Genomic DNA, 18,226 nt, shown 5'->3' with positions numbered 1-18,226 from the left:
CCCCTTCATCGGTTGGCGATGGTTCTGTACGGTTACGTGAGCCAGAACGTAATCGCAACACTGCATCTATCTTATAAAAACACGCAGCCACAGGAGCAGCTTCATGAATCAGCCCGCAAGGATCACGCCCACTACGCCGTCTCCCGCTCCGGGGCTAACCGAGCTGTTTGAGGCGCAGAAAGCTGCAGCTCGCTCTCAAGGGGTGCCCTCTTACGCTCAAAGAATCGCCGACCTCAACGCCATTCTGCGAGTGGTCAGCGACAATCAGGACAGGTTGCTCGAAGCGGTCAGCGCAGATTTCGGCAACCGCTCGTTCGCTGAGACCAGGCTCGGCGAGTTGATGCCTGTCATCAATGGCATCAAGCATATCCGCTCGCATCTCAAGGCGTGGATGCGCCCCTCCCGACGCAAGGTGGGTATTGTTTTCAAGCCCGCGACTGCCAAGGTCATTTATCAGCCGCTGGGCGTAGTCGGCATTCTCGCGCCCTGGAACTATCCGCTGACGCTGACGCTGGTGCCCTTGATAGAGGCACTGGCAGCGGGCAACCGGGTGATGATCAAACCTTCGGAATTGACCCCCAGAACCTCTGAGCTGCTCCGGCAATTGCTGGGTGAAACTTTCTCTGCCGAACAGGTCACAGTGGTCACGGGAGATGCCCTGCTGGCAAGCCAGTTCAGTGAGCTGCCCTTTGACCACCTTGTGTTCACCGGGTCGACCCATGTAGGTCGCCATGTCATGGCGGCGGCTGCGCGTAACCTGACGCCGGTGACACTGGAGCTGGGCGGCAAATCACCGGTAGTGATCTGCGACGACTATTCGATTAAAAAAGCGGCACGGATGCTTGCTATCGGCAAACTGTTCAACGCTGGGCAGACCTGCGTCGCACCCGACTACATATTGGTCCCGCGCGAACATGTAAACAGTTTTGCCGGCGAGTGGCTGGCCGCTGCGAAAAAACTTTATCCGACACTCGAAGGTAACCCGGACTACACCTCGATCATCTCTCAGCGCCACCACGACCGCCTCGTGAGCATGGCTAATCAGGCCCTCTCAAAAGGGGCGAAAGCATGGCAACACGGTGCGTCGGTGTCGACCCTCGAACGTAAAATTGCGCCCATGGCGCTCACGGATGTACCGCTCGATGCGGACCTGATGCAGGAAGAGATTTTTGGTCCGCTGCTGCCGATACTTGCCTATGACTCCCTGGATGAAGCCATAGCCTTCATCAATGATCGCCCCGCGCCTCTGGCCCTTTACTGTTTTTCCAACGACCAGACGTCCGTGAATCAGGTGCTGAACCGGACACAATCCGGTGGTGTGACCATTAATGGCACCATGCTGCACGCGACTCAGGATGATCTGCCGTTCGGCGGCGTCGGGCAAAGTGGCACTGGGGCCTATCACGGCTATGAGGGCTTCGTTCGTCTGTCCCATGCACGCGGTGTTCTCAAGTTGAGTCGCTTCAACATGTCTGACAAGGTCTCGGCACCTTTATGGACGGCTGACACGCCTTGTAACCCGCTTCATGCTCGGCAAATAGACGCTTGCCGAGCAACCGCGTCAGGTGACAGGACGTCGCCCCGGCTCGATATGCCCGCCTGCCCTGCCTTTCGCACCGCCAACGATAATCACTGTTTGTGATGACCCAGTATTTATGTAACATCAGATCGTTATTCTTGGCTCACTTCAACTAGCCGTGTTCTAAGAGGCATCTAACGCGGGCATCTAGCGGCCACATCACCCACGGCCAAGTTGATGTGACCGCTGTTTGCGTTTAACGTCTAAGCTAGCGTCAGCATTTCTGAAATCATGGATGACTCAATGCCACACACACTACTACCCCACATAGGCAGGGCCATAGCCAGCATCGGCAGCGGCCATTTTTCCAGCATGTTCCACAAGCTTATCGATACTCAGCTTGCCGTGGATGCCACCCACCTCTCCTCACTGCCACAGCCATGGCGAACGTTGCCCGCGTCGGCACCCACGGTTTTCAACGAAACGGTGACGTCCTCACCCGGCACCCTGTTGCTCAGCGACTCGATCCATCTTTATCCCGCGCAGGCCTCGGAGAACTTCAGCTGCAAGATAACCGTCTTCAGGGCGCTGCCTGCGCATGAGTTTTCGGACAATGAACGTCGTCAGCTAAGAGGGTGTAGACAAAATAAATTAAACTTTCACTCCCTTGTCTGAATAGCCCTCAAGCCATGCCTAAAACCGGACGTCCTCGCTCGATTGCCGCCGAGCACTATCCCGTGCTGGTGAAACTCGCTCATGCACAGCCCTATTCCAGCCAGGCCGAATTGGCGCTCGTATTCTTCGCCGAAACCGGTATCACTGCGCATCCCGACACCTTTGCAAAAGCGTTGAAAATGGCAGGGATTACGCGTGTAAAGCAGCGGGCCAAGGGAAGTTTTCAGTCACCTGAACCTAATAAAGCCTATGGCTACAATGAAACCCACCGCCGCCAACTGCCGGAGCAGCTATATCCGAGTTGCTTGACAGATACCGAGTGGGCACTGGTCGCCGACCTGTTTGAAAGCCAGGGCGGACGAGGAGTGCCACCGCTTCACTCTCGGCGCACGTTGCTGGAAGCCTGTTGCTATGTCGTACGCACGGGGTGCTCATGGCGAATGCTACCCCGCGATTTTCCTCATTGGGACAATGTCTACAAAACGTTCCGCCGGTGGAGCGCTCAAGGCAAGTTCGAGCAAATGCATGATCGCTTGCGAGCTCAATGGCGTGAGCGGGAAGAACGCGCTGACAGCCCGTCAGCAGCGATCCTGGATTCACAGTCGACCCGCAGTTCTCCTCAAGGCGGTGACAGCGGCTACGACGCAGGCAAAAAAGTGAAGGGGCGTAAACGAAGTCTGATTGTCGATACATTGGGCCTGCTGCTGGCTGTCAGTATCAGTGCTGCAAGCGTGCAGGATCGTGACGCGGCGGATGATGCGGTGGCGTACTCGAAGGAAAAATATCCGTCACTGAGCACGCTTTTTGTTGATAGTGCGTACGCAGGAAAATGGGCACAGCGCACCCATCAACTGCACGCTATCGATGTTCAAGTGATCCGTGGCCCGAATAACAGAAGAACAGGGCAATGGCACTCTGAACAAGGCGATCTATTTTCCGTGGAGCCTGTTCAGACTGGATTTGTGGTCATGCCCAAGCGATGGGTAGTGGAGCGAACTCATGCCTGGAATGAGAGAGCTCGGCGACTGATCATGCATCATGATCGCCTTTTTGCGGTAAGCGAGGCATGGGTTTGGTTGGCCGAGGCTCGAATACTCGCGCGCCGACTCACTACATGATTTTGTCTACACCCTCTAAGCAGCGTGCGATGAAGGTCTGTTGAGTAAGTACCACCACCGGTGCGCTATCGGTCAGCAAGTAGCCAAGGCGTTCCTCGGGATGCGCCGGATCCACCGGCACATAGCAGGCACCGGCCTTGAGGATCGCCAGCAGGCTCACCAGCGTGTCCAGCCCGCGGCGCGCAATCACCGCCACCCGATCATCCGGGCGCACGCCAAGGCTGATCAGATAATGGGCAAGGCTGTTCGCCTGGCGGTTCAACTCTGCGTAGCTCAGCGACTGCTCGCCAACCCGGGCAGCGACTGCTTCAGGCTGACGTGCGGCCTGAGCTTCGATCAGGCCATGAACGGTTTGACCTTGCGGGAAACTCACCGCGCTGGCGTTAAGGCTCTCGAGCAGGTACTCACGTTCCTGCGGACCCACCAGCGGAATATCACCCAGCACCGCGTTTTCATTATTCACCAGTGTATGCAGCAACTGTTCGAAATAGCCGTAATATCGCTGCACCGTGGGCTCATCGAACAGCGCGGTTGCGTATTCCAGCGTGCCAAACAGCGCATCGCCCTGCTCGCTGAGGTTCAACGACAGATCAAACTTGCAGACCTGACTCTCCTGCTCGACCACGCTCAGCGACAAACCGTCCATGTCCGGTAACGAGGTTTCCCCGGCCAGCCAGTTGAGCGTGGTCTGGAACAACGGGGAGTGAGCCAGGCTGCGGGTCGGCCGGACAATTTCCACCACCTGCTCGAATGGCAGGTCCTGATGACCCTGAGCCTCCAGTACCCGCTCCCTGACCTGTGCCAGCAATGCATTACCGGTCAGCGCCGAGGGTGTATCGATGCGCACGGCCAGGGTGTTGACGAACAGCCCGATCAGCTCTTCCAGCTCCGCACGACCGCGTCCTGCAATCGGGCTGCCGACCACCACTTCGGTCTGACCGGAAAGACGCGCCAGCAATGCGCCCCATGCGGTCAGCAAGGTCATGTACAGCGTGACGCCTTGCCGTTGCGCCAGCGCTCGCAAGCCTGCCGTCAGTGGACCGTCCAGCCGCACGTTCAGGCTGGCACCGGCGAAGTCCTGCTGCGCCGGGCGGGGCCGGTCGGCAGGCAGCGTCAGTAGCGTCGGTGCGCCTTCCAGGGCTTGTCGCCAATAGGCTGCCTGATGTTGCAAGCGCTCGCCGCTCATCCAGCCCTGCTGCCATACCGCATAGTCGGCGTATTGAATAGCCAGGACTGGCAGGGGATCGTCCTTGCCTTGATGCAATGCCGGGTACAACGCGAGCAATTCGCGAGTCAGCACGCCCAGCGACCAACCGTCGGCGACGATGTGGTGCACCGTCAGCAACAACACATGCTGCTCGTCTTCCACCTGTAGCAGGCAGCCACGAATCAGCGGCCCACGCGTCAGATCGAACGCTGCGGTAGCCTCTACAGCAACACGTTCGGCCAGTGTTTCCGGCATTTGACGCAGATCTTCAACATGCAGGACCGGCATGGCCGCAGGCGCAGTAAACACCACCTCTGCGCCCTCTTCGCAGGCGATGAACCGGCTGCGCAGGGTTTCGTGGCGCTCGACGATCCGTGATACAGCAGCGGTCAGCGCAGCTACATCCAGCAAGCCCCGTATGCGCAGGGCCAGCGGGATGTTGTACGCCTCATTGCCACCCTCCATCTGCGCCAGGAACCACAAGCGCTGCTGGGCGAACGACAGCGGTAACGACTGATCACGCGGTGCAGGCAGGATCAACGACAGTTCACTGCGCCCGGCACCGGCCAGCGCACTGGCGACGGCAGCCAGCTCGCCCAGCGCAAAGAGCTCGCCCAACGGCAACTCCATGCCCATCTGTTGACGCAGCTGCGACACCATGCGCATGGCCAGCAAGGAATGCCCACCCAGATCGAAGAAGTGGTCGTGGCGGCCTACCTGTTCAATCTGTAGAACTTCAGCCCATATCTGCGCCAGAGTCACTTCAATCTCACCCTGCGGTGGCTTGTAGGTCAGCCCCAGCAGCGCCGAGTGATCCGGTTTGGGCAGTGCACGGCTGTCGAGCTTGCCGTTGGCAGTCAGCGGCAGCGCGGTCAGCTCTATATAGGCTCCCGGAACCATGTATTCAGGCAGGTTGGCCTGCAGATGCGCACGCATTTGCTCCGGCCCGGGGGCATCGGACTCCGGCTGGCTGGTGAAATAGGCAACCAGACGTACATTGCCCGGCTCGTCCTCACGAGCCAGAACAACGGCCTCTCTGCCCCCCGGCAACTGGTGCAGACAATTGACAATTTCGCCCAGCTCAATACGGAGGCCACGGATTTTCACTTGATCGTCGTTGCGTCCCAGGCATTCCAGTTGGCCGTCATCCAGCCAGCGACCCAGATCGCCGGTGCGGTACAGCATGGCGCCAGGCTGATCGCTGAACGGGTCGGTAATAAACTTCTCATCGGTCAGATCCTGGCGATTCAGATAACCCAGCGCCACACCGTCGCCACCGATGTAAAGCTCGCCGATAGCTCCCAGCGGTGTCAGGCGCTGATGAGCGTCGAGCACGTAAACACTGGTGTTGCCGATGGGTCGACCGATAGGCACGTACTCGGCCTCATCGGCCAGCGTTCTTACTTGGCAGGCAGTGGCGAAGGTGGTTGTCTCGGTGGGGCCGTAAGCGTTCAGCAGATGCAGACCCGGTGCCTGGGCAAGCAGTTTGCGGAAGCTGGCCGGGTCTGCGCGCTCTCCGCCTGAAAGCAGCAGGCGCAGCCCCCCAAGTGCCTCTGGAATCAGTTGCACGTATTGGTTGAACAGCGCGGTGGTCAAAAACAGCACGCTGACATTGCACTGACGCAGGGCCGCGCTGAAACGCATCGGGTCAATCAGCGTGGTGTGCTCGATCACCAACAACTGCCCGCCGTTGAGCAACGCACCCCAGACTTCCATGGTGCTTGCATCGAACGCCGGATTGGAGGCAAAAGCGATGCTGTCCTGCTCATTGAAGTCAGCATACCCGTTGTTCAATACCAGTCAGGTGACACCGCGATGGGCGACACGTACGCCTTTTGGCGCACCCGTCGAACCAGAGGTATACATGACGTAAGCCTCTGTATCAGAGGCCTGTGGCAGCCCCGGATCATGCGCAGGCTGGTCGTCGAGAGTCAGGCGGTCCAGATCAATACGCCGCACGGATGAGCCTGTCGACATGGCGCTCTGCGTCAACACGTATTTCGCCTGGCAGTCATCAAGCATGTAATGCTGCCGCTCGGCAGGCGCGTTGACGTCCAGTGGTACGTAGGTCGCTGCACATTTACCGATCGCCAACTGGCTGATCACCAGTTCCAGCGAGCGAGGCAGCAGAATCGCCACATGCTCATTGGGCTTCACACCTTGCCCCAGCAGGTAATGGGCCAGGTGGTTGGCACGTTCGTTCAGCTCCCCATAAGTCAGCGAACGGCGGCCATGCACGGCAGCCACTGCATGCGGATGCAGCGCAGCACGGCGCTCAAACAGGCGATGCACGAGCTGCTCGCGGGGGTATTCACGACGGGTGTTGTTGAAAGTGGCCGACAACAGCGCGTGTTCAGCCTCCGGCAGCACCGATGATTCGATCAAAGCCGTTTCCGATTGCTGCTCCAGTGCCTGCACCAAATGGACAAGGGCTTGTTGCACATAAGCGCAAATCCGTTGCGGATCAATACCCGGCGCAGTCTGGGCAGTCAGGCTGAACGCATCGCCGAAGTCATCGATACACAGGGTCAGCGGGTAGTTGCTGCGCTCTTCTGCATGCACGACCTCAATCCCTTGCCATGCAGCGTTGCTTGCCTGGTCATCGACCTCAGGCACAGCGCTGTGGCGGTAGTTGAGCAACGTATTGAACAGCGGCGCGCCAGCCGGCAAGGCGCTGCATCGCTGGGCCAGTGCCAACTGAGCATGCTCGTGGGTGAGCATGCCGACCAGACGAGCGTGCAGGTCGAGCACCGCACTGCGCGCGCAATGCCCGCCCAGGTCCATGCGCAGCGGCAAGGTGTTGATAAACACACCCAAGGCCCGCTCGCCGCCTTCGCCACCGCGCAACCGTCCAAGCAGTACGGTGCCGAATACCATGCTGTCGCGCCCGGACAACTGCCCCAGGACCTGAGCCCAGGCCAGGTGCATCAAAGTAGCGGCGCTGACGCTCAGTTGCCTTGCCTGATCACGAACCTGACGGCACAGGGCGATGTCCAGTGTGAGTCTGGCCTCGCCAGGAATCTGATCTGCCGATGCCATTACCAGGCCGTAAGGCAGGGTTGGCTCATCGACATCGCCCAACTGCTCGCGGAAGAACGCTTCATGGGCCTCGTCGCCAGGCCCTTGCAGGACGTGGGCAATGTAATTTCGGTATGGCACGGGCGCGACGAGCGAAGCTTCGTTGCCCAGCAGTACGGCCTGCAATTCATGGCTCAGTACATCAAGGGCAATATGGTCCATGATCACATGGTGGTAACGCAGAACCGCCGCAATCCTGTGGTTGGCCGGGTCATGGGCATAAACCAGATGCAGCAGCGGTGCTTGAGTAAGGTCCATGCGTGGGGCATTGAAAAGGTCGTGCAGCGCTGTCTCTTGAACGAGCATGGGAGCCTGACGCCAGACCACCTGCACCGGCGTTTGCAAACCTTCCCAGAACAACACGGTGCGCAGCATATCGTTGCGTTCGATCACCCGCTGCAATGCATCGCAGAAAGCGTTCAGCCGCGACACGTCGGCGAACGCGAACTGCGGCTGCAACAGGTAGGGATCACTGTCCCCGGCGGTCAGATGATGGTAAAGAATGCCTTCCTGCAACGGTGCCAGCGGGTAGATTTCCTGCACGTTGGCAGCATCGTTTTGCCAAGCGGCCAGCGCAGCCAGTGTCGGCTGGCTGAGCAGCGCATGCACATCTGCCGTCAGCCCCGCCTTGCGCAGTTGCTCGGCCAGGTTCACGGCCAGCAAGGAATGACCGCCCAATTCGAAGAAGTTATCGTGTCGCCCTACCCGCTCCACACCCAGGACTCGCGCCCAGATGGCCGCCATTGCGATCTCCACCTCGCTCTTAGGTGCCTCATAGGCTTGCCCCAGCAGGTACGCCGGGGCCGGGTCAGGCAACGCGCGACGGTCAAGCTTGCCGTTGGCCGTCAGCGGCAGTGAAGCCAGACGCGTGAACGCGCGTGGCACCATGTAACCCGGCAGTCGCGCCCGCATCGCAGGGCTCAGTGCGTCGGTGTCGAGCGCAGACGTTTCAGTGAACCAGGCCAGCAGCTGCAAGTCGCGAACCAGTACCACCGCATCCTTGACACCCTCCAGGCCGGCCTGCATCGCCTCGATTTCCCCCAGCTCGATGCGCATGCCACGAATCTTCACCTGATCATCGTTGCGCCCCAGATAATCCAGGGTTCCATCGGCGTTCCAGCGCACCAGGTCACCGCTGCGGTACATACGCGCTTGTTCGACATCGCTGAACGGGTCGACGACAAACCGCTCTTCGGTCAATTGCGGCTGGTTCAGGTAACCCCGCGCAACGCCTGCGCCACCGATGTAAAGCTCACCGGCAACGCCCACGGGCATTGGCTGCAATTGCTCATCGAGCACGTAAACCCGTGTGTTGGCGATGGGGCCGCCGATGTGCAGTGAGCCGTTGGCCAATATCTGGCCAGAGGTGGCGAATACCGTCGTCTCGGTCGGTCCATAATTGTTGACCACCGCATAACGGCGGTTATGAACAAATTGACGAAGGCGGTCGCCGCCGATCAGCAGCGTGCGAGAACATCTGGCTGGGCCGCGAACCGCGCTGGGCCGGGTGCATCGTTGACAGCAAGGAATTGAATCGGCGCACCCGCGAGCTGCTGGAAGAGCTGGAGTTCGATGTCGACGCCACCAGCCCCATGCACTTGCTGAGTGTGGCGCAGATACAACTGGTGGAGATAGCCAAGGCATTTAGTCACGACTGTGAAGTGATGATCATGGACGAGCCCACCTCGGCGATTGGCGAGCGCGAGGCGCAAACCCTGTTCAAGGCCATCCGCCGACTGGCTGCTCGAGGCGCAGGCATCATCTATGTCTCTCACCGCCTCAGCGAGCTGGCGCAGATTGCCGACGACTACAGCATCTTTCGCGATGGCGCTTTCGTCGAAAGCGGACGCATGGCTGATATCGACCGGGCACACCTGGTGCGCGGTATCGTGGGCCAGGAGTTGCAGCGCATCGACCACAAGGTGGGTCGTGAATGCGCCGCCGAGTGCTGCCTGAATGTCGAAAGCCTGAGCCGCAACGGCGAATTCGAAGACATCAGCCTGCACGTGCGCCACGGTGAAATTCTCGGCATCTACGGGCTGATGGGGTCGGGTCGCAGCGAGTTTCTCAACTGCCTGTACGGCCTGACCACGCCCGATTCGGGCAGTGTCACCCTGCAAGGCAAACCCATGCCGATCGGTCTGCCCAAGGCAACCATCCGCGCAGGCGTTTCACTGGTCACCGAAGACCGCAAGGACAGCGGCCTGGTGCTCAGTGGCAGCATTCTTTCCAACATCGCCTTGTCGGCTTATAGACAGCTGTCGAACTGGTCGCTGATCGATGCGCGCAAAGAGCACAAGCTGGCCGAAGACATGGTCAGGCGCCTGCAGATCAAGACCGCATCACTGGATCTGCCCGTTGCGTCGATGAGCGGCGGCAACCAGCAGAAAGTGGTTCTCGCCAAATGCCTTTCGACCGAGCCGGTCTGCCTGCTCTGCGACGAGCCGACCCGAGGCATTGACGAGGGCGCCAAACAGGAAATCTATCACCTGCTGGATCAGTTCGTACGCGGATGCCGATCTTTCCCAGGAAGTCCTGCTGAGTCTTGCCTCATGAATGCCAAAACCATTGTCGCCCCTGCCACCACTGCCACCACTGCCACCACTGCGCCACGCAGCCGCCTGCGCTTGTCCGTTGATCGCTTTGGCCTGCCGCTAGTGTTCATTCTGCTGTGCCTGGTGATGGCCTTTGCCAGCGAATATTTCATGACCTGGCGCAACTGGATGGACATTCTGCGCCAGACGTCGATCAACGGCATTCTCGCGGTCGGCATGACCTACGTCATCCTGACCAAGGGCATCGACCTTTCCGTCGGCTCTATTCTGGCGTTTGCCGGGTTGTGCAGCGCACTGGTGGCAACGCAGGGTTACGGCCTTCTGGCTGCGGTCAGCGCCGGGATGTTCGCCGGGGCCATGCTAGGCGTGGTCAACGGTTTCATGGTCGCCAACCTTTCAATCCCGCCGTTTGTGGCCACTCTGGGCATGCTCAGTATCGCCCGAGGCATGACCTTCATCCTCAATGATGGCAGCCCGGTGACAGACCTGCCCGAAGAGTATCTGGCGCTGGGCATCGGCAGGGTCGGCCCGATTGGTGTGCCCATCATCATCTTTGCCGTGGTCGCGCTGATTTTCTGGATGGTCCTGCGCTACACCACTTATGGCCGCTATGTGTACGCCGTCGGCGGCAACGAAAAGAGCGCACGCACCTCCGGGATCGGTGTGCGCAAGGTGATGTTTTCGGTGTACGTGGTTTCCGGGCTGCTGGCAGGGCTGGCTGGCGTGGTGCTGTCCGCCAGAACCACCTCCGCCCTGCCCCAGGCCGGTATGTCTTATGAGCTGGACGCCATCGCCGCGGTGGTCATCGGCGGCACCAGCCTGTCGGGAGGCACCGGCAGCATCGTCGGCACACTGTTCGGCGCATTGCTGATCGGGGTGATCAACAACGGCCTGAACCTGCTCGGCGTGTCTTCCTATTACCAGCAGGTCGCCAAGGGCCTGATTATCGTGTTTGCGGTGTTGATTGACGTGTGGCGCAAGAAAAAACGCTAAACCGGCATGAACGACTGATTACAACAATAACGAGGTTCTCATCATGAAATTCGGTACATCCCTGGCCGCTATTGCGGCGCTCTCCCTGCTCGCCAGCAGCATCACCCTGGCCGCCGATGGCAAAACCTACAAAATCGGCGCGGCGGTGTATGGCCTCAAGGGCCAGTTCATGCAGAACTGGGTGCGTGAGCTCAAGGAGCATCCGGCGGTCAAGGACGGCACCGTGAAGATCACCGTGTTCGACGGCAACTACGACGCACTGACCCAGAACAACCAGATCGAAACCATGATCACCCAGCACTACGATGCGATCATTTTTGTGCCCATCGACACCAAGGCAGGTGTCGGCACCGTGGCAAGAGCGATGGAGAATGACATTCCAGTGATCGCTTCCAACACCCGGGTTGCCGGCAACAAAGTGCCCTACGTCGGCAACGACGATGTCGAGGGCGGTCGCCTCCAGGCGCAGGCCATGGTCGACAAGCTTAAAGGCAAAGGCAACGTGGTGATCATTCAGGGGCCAATTGGACAGTCAGCCCAGATTGATCGTGAAAAAGGCGAGCTGGAAGTCCTGAGCAAACACCCAGACATCAAGATCATTGAGAAGAAAACCGCCAACTGGTCACGTGCCGAAGCCCAGACGCTGACCGAAGACTGGCTCAACGCGCATCAAAACGGCGGTATCTCCGGGATCATCTCGCAGAACGACGACATGGCTCTCGGGGCCCTGCAAGCGGTGAAATCCCGCAACCTGAAGCCTGCGGACGTGCCGATCACCTCCATCGACGGCATGCCTGATGCCATTCAGGCTGCGAAGAAAAATGAAATCACCACCTTCCTGCAAGACGCCCAGGCGCAATCCCAAGGCGCACTGGATGTCGCCCTGCGCGCCCTGGCCGGGAAAGACTACAAGCCACAGTCGGTGATCTGGCAGCGCTACGCCAAGGACGTCAAATGGGGCGACGGCACGGACAAGAACTACATTCTGCCCTGGGTACCGGTCACCGACGCCAACGCCGATGCGCTGTATCAACAGGTCAGCGGCGGCAAGTAACCGGTCTGAGATTCCCGCTTCTGCCCGAAGGGCGTGGGAGCGAACCGGGCGACGCTTCGTTTGTTCGCGAAGACAGTATTTCAAACGACGCATTTTCGGCGTTCATACCGGCCTCTTCGCGAACAAGCGAGGCGTCGCCCGGTTCGCTCCCACGGCCTTCGGCCAGAATCAAAAGCTGACGTGTTTGAGTCTTCAAAAAACAGCGCTAAAGGAGTCATTTTCATGTCTGAATTCTGGAACAAGGCCTTCGATCTCAATGGCCGTTGCGCGGTCATCACCGGCGGGGCCGCAGGGATTGGTCTTGCCTGTGCCCGCCTGCTGGCCGAGCGAGGCGCTCGGGTCGCACTTCTGGACCGCGACCTTACAGTGGTCGACGTGGCTGCCAGCCTTGGCAGCGGGAACATCGGCATCACGGTCGATCTGCGCAGGATCGATCAGGTCAACAGCACCATCGACACCGTCTTTGAGCACTTCAAGCGCATCGACTATCTGGTCAACAGCGCTGGTGTTGCCGTGCTGGACAAGGCTGTCGATGTCAGCGAAGAGGCTTGGGACACCACTCTGGATATCAATCTGAAGGCCAGTTTCTTCGTGGCGCAGGCCTGCGCCCGGCACATGCTCACCCAAGGCAGTGGGCGCATCGTCAACCTCGCTTCGCAGGCTGCCGTAATCGGCCTGGACCGGCATGTCGCCTACTGCGCAAGCAAGGCTGCCTTGGTCGGCATGACCAAAGTACTGGCCATGGAGTGGGCACCGCACATCAACGTCAACGCCATCTCACCCACCATCGTCGAGACCGCGCTGGGCAAAAAAGCCTGGGCAGGCGAACTCGGAGAGCGGGCCAAATCGCAGATCCCGGCAGGCCGCTTCGCTCAGCCGGAGGAGATAGCCGGGCTGGCCCTGTACCTGCTCAGCGATGCCGCCAGCATGATCACCGGCGAAAACGTGGTGATCGACGGCGGCTACAGCATCCAGTAATTCACTTTTCTGTTGCGAGGTTTATCGTCATGTCCACCGTCATTGAACGCACTGCCGAACAACTCTCTCCCGTGATTCCGTCCACCATGCAGGCAGTGGTTTGCTATGGCCCGGAAGACTACCGGCTGGAGACCGTCGATGTGCCGACGCCAGGCCCCGACGAAATCCTCACCAAGGTAGAGCTGTGCGGGATTTGCATGGGCGACATCAAGACCTACCGCGGCGCTCCGTCATTCTGGGGCGATGCCGAGCAGCCCCGTTACGTCAAACCACCGATGATTCCGGGCCATGAATTTGTCTGCCGGGTGGTTGCGCTCGGCCCAGGCGCAGAAAAGCGTGGCGTGCAGATCGGCGACCGGGTAATTTCCGAGCAGATCGTCCCGTGCTGGGGCTGCCGCTTCTGCAACCACGGGCAATACTGGATGTGTCAGAAACACGACCTGTACGGTTTTCAGAACAACGTGCAGGGCGCGATGGCCCAGTACATGATCTTCACCAAAGAAGGCATCATCCATAAAGTGCCGGATTCGATAGCCCCGGACGAAGCGATCCTGATCGAACCGCTGGCCTGCTCGTTGCACGCGGCAGAACGAGCCAATGTCGATTTCGACGACATCGTGGTGGTCGCCGGTGCGGGCACGCTGGGCCTCGGGATCATTGGCGCAGTGCGTATGCGCAACCCGAAAAAACTCATTGTGCTGGACATGAAACCCGAGCGCGCCGCCCTCGCCTTGCGCATGGGCGCTGACGAGGTGTGGAACCCGGCCGAGGTCGATGTACTGGCGAAGATCCGTGAGATAACCGGCGGCTACGGCTGCGACATCTATATAGAAGCCACAGGGCATCACAAGGCGGTCAATCAGGGCCTGGCAATGCTGCGCAAACTCGGGCGTTTTGTGGAGTTCAGCGTGTTCAACGACGAGGCCACGGTGGACTGGTCGATCATTGGCGACCGTAAGGAACTGGACGTACTCGGCTCCCATCTGGGGCCTTACATGTCCCCGCGTGCCATCGACTTTATTGGCAATCGCAAGATCGACATGCGCGATGTCGTCACGCACAAATTCCCCCTGGCGGAGTTCAAGGAGGCGTTCGCGGTCATGGAGCGTGGCGACAAATCATTGAAGGTCGTTCTGCAACCTTGACCCACCCGATCCTTATAAAAAGAACACAGGAAATTGCGTTATGAACCGAGTGATAAACGATCCGGACCAGGTGGTCGAGGACATGCTGCGCGGCATTCTGGTCGCGCACCCCGAACTGACGCAGAGTGACAGTAATCCACGGGTCATCAGCAAAACCCGGCCTTCGGAGCAAGGGCGCGTCGGTATCGTTACCGGCGGCGGCTCGGGTCGTGAACCGGCCTTTCTCGGCTATGTCGGTCCAGGGCTGGTAGATGCGGTAGCGGTCGGCGAGATTTTTTCCTCGCCTACTGCCAAGAGCTTTTTCGACGCCTTTCGCGCGGCCGATCACGGTGCAGGCATCGCCTGCCTGTACGGCAACTACGCGGGCGACAATATGAACGTGAAGCTGGCGATGAAAATGGCCGCCAGCAAAGACCTGCAAGTGCGCACCGTGGTGGCCAACGACGATGTGGCCTCGGCGCCGAAAGCCGATATCGCCAAGCGTCGTGGCGTGGCCGGGGAAATTTTCATGTGGAAGGTCGGTGGCGCTGCCGCCGCACACGGTTACGATCTGGACGGCGTGATCCGTGTCGCGCAAAAGGCCGTGGATCAATGCCGATCCATCGGTATCGGCCTGACGCCCTGCACCATCGCGGCAGTCGGCAAACCCAACTTTCAGATCCCCGACGGCAAAATGGAGCTGGGCATCGGTCACCATGGCGAACCGGGTATCGAAGTCATCGACATCGAGTCTGCGGCGGCCATGGCAGAACGCATGCTCGCGCCGATTCTGGCCGACCGGGATTTCAGCGTGGACGACAGCGTAGTCGTGCTGGTTTCAGGCCTCGGAGCAACACCGGTAATGGAACTCTACGTGTTCTACGCCGAAGTCGAGCGTCTGCTCAAGGCTCGGGGCTTGAAAATCCATCGTTGCTACGTGGGCAATTACTTCACGTCGCTGGAGATGATGGGGGTAACCCTGACGCTGCTTGGCCTGGACGCCGAACTGAAAACCCTGATCGACCACCCTTGCCGTTCCATCGGCATGACCCAGGCGGAGTGAACCATGAGCGAGCAATTCTCTACCCAACATGGCACTGCCATCGTTGCCGACCTGGTGAGCGTGATCGTCGCCAACCGCGAATACCTCAGCGAAGTAGATGGCGCGATCGGTGACGGCGACCATGGCATCAATATGGCCAAGGGCTTCGCCCACTGCGGTCGTACCATCGAAGGCCGCCAGTTGAGCCTCGCCGAGGCGCTGGATGAGCTGACCCTGAGCCTGATGGAAGGCATCGGCGGATCCATGGGCCCGCTGTATGGCAGCCTGTTTATCGGCATGGCCGATCAGGTACGCGGCTGCGAGGAGATCAATGCCGCGGCCTTCGCCAAACTGCTGCGTGGCGGCCTCACTTCACTGCAGGACATCACCGAAGCCGGCGTCGGCGATAAATGCCTGATGGATACGCTGATTCCGGCCGTCGAAGCCTTCGAGCAGGCTCACGCCCGGGGTGAGTCATTCAGTGCAGCGCTCTATGCAATGAAAAGCGCTGCATCACAAGGTCGCGATTCAACCCGTGATCTGGTAGCGAAGATAGGCCGAGCGAGTCGCCTGGGCGAACGATCGCTTGGCGTGCTGGATGCCGGCGCGGTGTCGTGCTGCCTGATCCTGACGCAATTGGCGGATTCAGTGCAGCCGAGGCTGGTATGAGCGGCTATATGACAGTTCAGTGTGAATAGGCACCTTCATTCATGAAGCAGTTTCATGAGCCTATCCCGATAACACTCCATTGTTGACCAAATGACAGCGCTATAAGGTGATCCGGACATCACGCAGCGAATCTGCACACGCGGATTCGCTCGCGTTTCACCGAGGAACTGTTCATGAAAGACCAGAGAAAAGTCACCGTAGTCATCGGTGCAGGCTCCATAGGGCAAGCCATAGCACGGCGTGTCAGTGCGGGCAGGCACGTCGTGCTCGCCGATTTGCGTCAGGACAACGCCGAGGCGATGAAATCGAAATCGAACTGGCAGGCCTGAGCGACCTGCGCGATACGCCTGCCGGCAAGATCCGCGTCAATGCGATGGCCCACTCGCTGGGAGTTCGCCAAGGATGGCGAGAGCATGAACGTGCGTGTCACCGGTCAGGTCACGTTCAACGGGGTCTATCCACTGCTGGATGCTGCACTCGATGGCTTCGGCCTGAGTTACATCCCGCATGACCTTGTCGCCGAGCATATCGAAGCCGGACGCCTGATTCAGGTGCTGGAGGCATTGCGCTACCGGTGATTCATCAAACGACCGAAACGCGCAGCCCCGCAGCCATCGCTCATTGTGTTTGCACACGCAGCCTGGCGGGCTCGCGGCTTTTCTCGGCGTAATGCCGCGCGCGACGTAAAACATGCTGGGTGGCTCTGCGCGCTTCCTCCTTGTTGAGTTCGACATGCGCTTCCAGCAACTGCTGAGCCTGTTGAGGTTGATGTTGCAAGAGGGCCTGAAGAATGCTGCCATGCTCTTCGTACGTTGCATCGACTCTGGAGGCGCTGAACTCAAGACGGCGGATAGTCCGGGTCTTCTCGGTGATCTCGTAATGCAGCCTCGCCATTTCCCGGTTACCCACCGCCTCTACCAACGCACAATGAAACCGCTCGCCCAGTCTGGCCAGGATATCGGTGTCCCTCAATCGCTCGTGTTTCGGCACCAGCCAGGTGCGTGTGAGTTCATCGATCAGCGGCTCGACGCTCAGGTCCATCAAGCCCAGCCTGGCAAGCGCCTCCAGTTCAAGTACCACACGCACGTCATACAACTCTTCGAAATGTCGGGGATCAAAGGGACGTACTTGCCAGCCGCTGCGGTAATAAACCTCCACGTACCCTTCCTGCTCCAGCCGGAACAATGCCTGTCTGACCGGTGTACGACTGGCCTGAACGCGTTCGGCCACCTCACCTTCAGTAAATCGTTCGCCGGGTAATAGACGAAATTCGGAAATGTCTTCTTTGATGCGAGCGTAAATCCGCTCCGATATATTTTCCGGGCGTTCTTTCGACTTTTTGGCACATGCTGTCTGCATTGATGATTCGTCCTTGTAATCCGGTTACTTAACGTTGGTCATGACGATCTGCGGTATTGCCGGACGCCCACCAGCGCGGAAAATCTGCAATGCCGTCAATCACCGCACCCACGTTGTGCCTATGGGCATCAAAAAGTGCGAGATCATATTTCCCGGTACGCACCAGCAGGCTGCTGGCACCAACGGCTTTCGCCCCGGCGCAGTCGGTCAAAACATCATCACCCACCACCAGGGTGCGGCTGGCGCAGGTATCGAGTTTGCGCAGGGCAGCCTCGAAAAACATCGGTGACGGCTTGCCCATGACCAACGCCTGCACCTGCGCTGCGGCCTCAAGACCAACGATGAAGGCGCCGCAATCGAGACGCTCCCCATCACGATCGAACCAGAACAGGTTTTTTTGCAACGCAATAAGCCGAGCGCCGCCCCGCAGCATGCGGAAGCAGCGATTCAGCGTTGCGTAATCGAATGCCTCGCCAATATCGCTGATGACCACCACGTCAGGGTTTGTATCGTCTGTAAGAATGCCGTTGAAGGCCGCTCTGATCGAGTCGGGCACCAGCAGATGGCACTTGAGTTGCGCATGCTGCTGCAAATAGCCCACACAGGCCGTTGTGGCAGTCTGAATTTCGTCGGGGACCACCTCGATTCCGGCCTGACACAGCTCTTGCGCCAGGGCCTCCGGCATCTTTGCCGTGGTGTTGGTCAGCAGTTGCAGGCGCAGCCCCTGAGCCCTGGCGAAACTCAGTGCCTCGGCTGCACCGGGTAAAGGCTGTCCCTTGAGGATGAGTGTACCGTCGATGTCCAACAGCAGGCTGTCAAAATTCATGGATAAGCTCCCTGGGGCTGAAATGATCG

General features: G+C 59.4%; 10 protein-coding genes and 5 pseudogenes. 12 read left to right on the top strand and 3 right to left on the bottom strand.

Annotation, left to right across the window (positions count from 1 at the left end; genetic code table 11):
- The first annotated feature begins 103 nt into the window (after positions 1–103).
- The 3 genes and pseudogenes from FFH21_RS14500 (at position 104) to FFH21_RS14490 (ending at position 3,312) form a co-directional block, all read left to right on the top strand.
- Positions 104–1,541 (top strand): annotated as a pseudogene (locus tag FFH21_RS14500) (coniferyl aldehyde dehydrogenase).
- A gap of 281 nt (positions 1,542–1,822) precedes the next feature.
- Positions 1,823–2,149 (top strand): annotated as a pseudogene (locus FFH21_RS30595) (LuxR family transcriptional regulator); the annotation flags it as partial.
- A gap of 59 nt (positions 2,150–2,208) precedes the next feature.
- Positions 2,209–3,312, top strand: coding sequence for an IS5-like element ISPsy19 family transposase (locus tag FFH21_RS14490; RefSeq protein ID WP_004663854.1), 1,104 nt, complete (start codon positions 2,209–2,211; stop codon positions 3,310–3,312).
- On the opposite strand, the pseudogene FFH21_RS29990 reads toward FFH21_RS14490, so the two are convergent.
- Positions 3,305–9,067, bottom strand: a pseudogene (locus FFH21_RS29990) (amino acid adenylation domain-containing protein); the annotation flags it as partial. The gene FFH21_RS14490 and the pseudogene FFH21_RS29990 sit on opposite strands and share 8 nt — an antisense overlap.
- Between FFH21_RS29990 and FFH21_RS14475 the strand changes: the two are divergent.
- From FFH21_RS14475 to FFH21_RS14440, 9 genes and pseudogenes are all read left to right on the top strand, one after another.
- A pseudogene (locus FFH21_RS14475) lies at positions 9,067–10,107 on the top strand (sugar ABC transporter ATP-binding protein); the annotation flags it as partial. The pseudogenes FFH21_RS29990 and FFH21_RS14475 sit on opposite strands and share 1 nt — an antisense overlap.
- A 42-nt stretch (positions 10,108–10,149) precedes the next feature.
- Positions 10,150–11,145 carry an ABC transporter permease gene (locus FFH21_RS14470; RefSeq protein ID WP_041924810.1) on the top strand — a complete coding sequence of 332 codons (996 nt, stop codon included), beginning with the start codon at positions 10,150–10,152 and terminating at the stop codon, positions 11,143–11,145.
- Between the two features lie 43 nt (positions 11,146–11,188).
- Positions 11,189–12,199: a substrate-binding domain-containing protein gene (locus tag FFH21_RS14465; protein ID WP_011168747.1), complete on the top strand. Its 1,011-nt coding sequence runs from the start codon at positions 11,189–11,191 to the stop codon at positions 12,197–12,199.
- Between the two features lie 222 nt (positions 12,200–12,421).
- On the top strand, positions 12,422–13,177 hold the full coding sequence (locus FFH21_RS14460; protein ID WP_004662162.1) for an SDR family oxidoreductase: 756 nt from the start codon (positions 12,422–12,424) through the stop codon (positions 13,175–13,177).
- A 29-nt stretch (positions 13,178–13,206) separates the two neighbouring features.
- A complete protein-coding gene (locus tag FFH21_RS14455; RefSeq protein WP_041924557.1) occupies positions 13,207–14,322 on the top strand; it encodes an alcohol dehydrogenase catalytic domain-containing protein in 1,116 nt (371 codons plus the stop codon).
- A gap of 40 nt (positions 14,323–14,362) precedes the next feature.
- Positions 14,363–15,364, top strand: a complete 1,002-nt coding sequence (locus FFH21_RS14450; protein WP_011168745.1) for a dihydroxyacetone kinase subunit DhaK — start codon at positions 14,363–14,365, stop codon at positions 15,362–15,364.
- A gap of 3 nt (positions 15,365–15,367) precedes the next feature.
- On the top strand, positions 15,368–16,012 hold the full coding sequence (gene dhaL / locus FFH21_RS14445) for a dihydroxyacetone kinase subunit DhaL (RefSeq protein WP_011168744.1): 645 nt from the start codon (positions 15,368–15,370) through the stop codon (positions 16,010–16,012).
- A gap of 173 nt (positions 16,013–16,185) precedes the next feature.
- Positions 16,186–16,341 (top strand): NAD(P)-binding domain-containing protein, encoded by a 156-nt coding sequence (locus FFH21_RS29985; RefSeq protein WP_011168743.1) that lies wholly within the window; start codon positions 16,186–16,188, stop codon positions 16,339–16,341.
- A 57-nt stretch (positions 16,342–16,398) separates the two neighbouring features.
- Positions 16,399–16,572, top strand: a pseudogene (locus FFH21_RS14440) (LysR family transcriptional regulator); the annotation flags it as partial.
- 58 nt (positions 16,573–16,630) lie between these two features.
- Here FFH21_RS14440 and FFH21_RS14435 read toward each other — a convergent pair.
- Positions 16,631–17,371: a GntR family transcriptional regulator gene (locus tag FFH21_RS14435; RefSeq protein ID WP_005732092.1), complete on the bottom strand. Its 741-nt coding sequence runs from the start codon at positions 17,369–17,371 to the stop codon at positions 16,631–16,633.
- A gap of 28 nt (positions 17,372–17,399) precedes the next feature.
- A complete protein-coding gene (locus tag FFH21_RS14430; protein WP_011168741.1) occupies positions 17,400–18,197 on the bottom strand; it encodes an HAD-IIA family hydrolase in 798 nt (265 codons plus the stop codon).
- Positions 18,198–18,226 lie beyond the last annotated feature (29 nt).

Origin of the sequence: Pseudomonas sp. KBS0707 (genome assembly GCF_005937945.2) — a bacterium.
GTDB classification, from domain to species: Bacteria; Pseudomonadota; Gammaproteobacteria; order Pseudomonadales; family Pseudomonadaceae; genus Aquipseudomonas; species Aquipseudomonas amygdali.
Note: the sequence above shows the minus strand (reverse complement) of the source record. Positions and strands in the feature narration are given on the sequence as shown.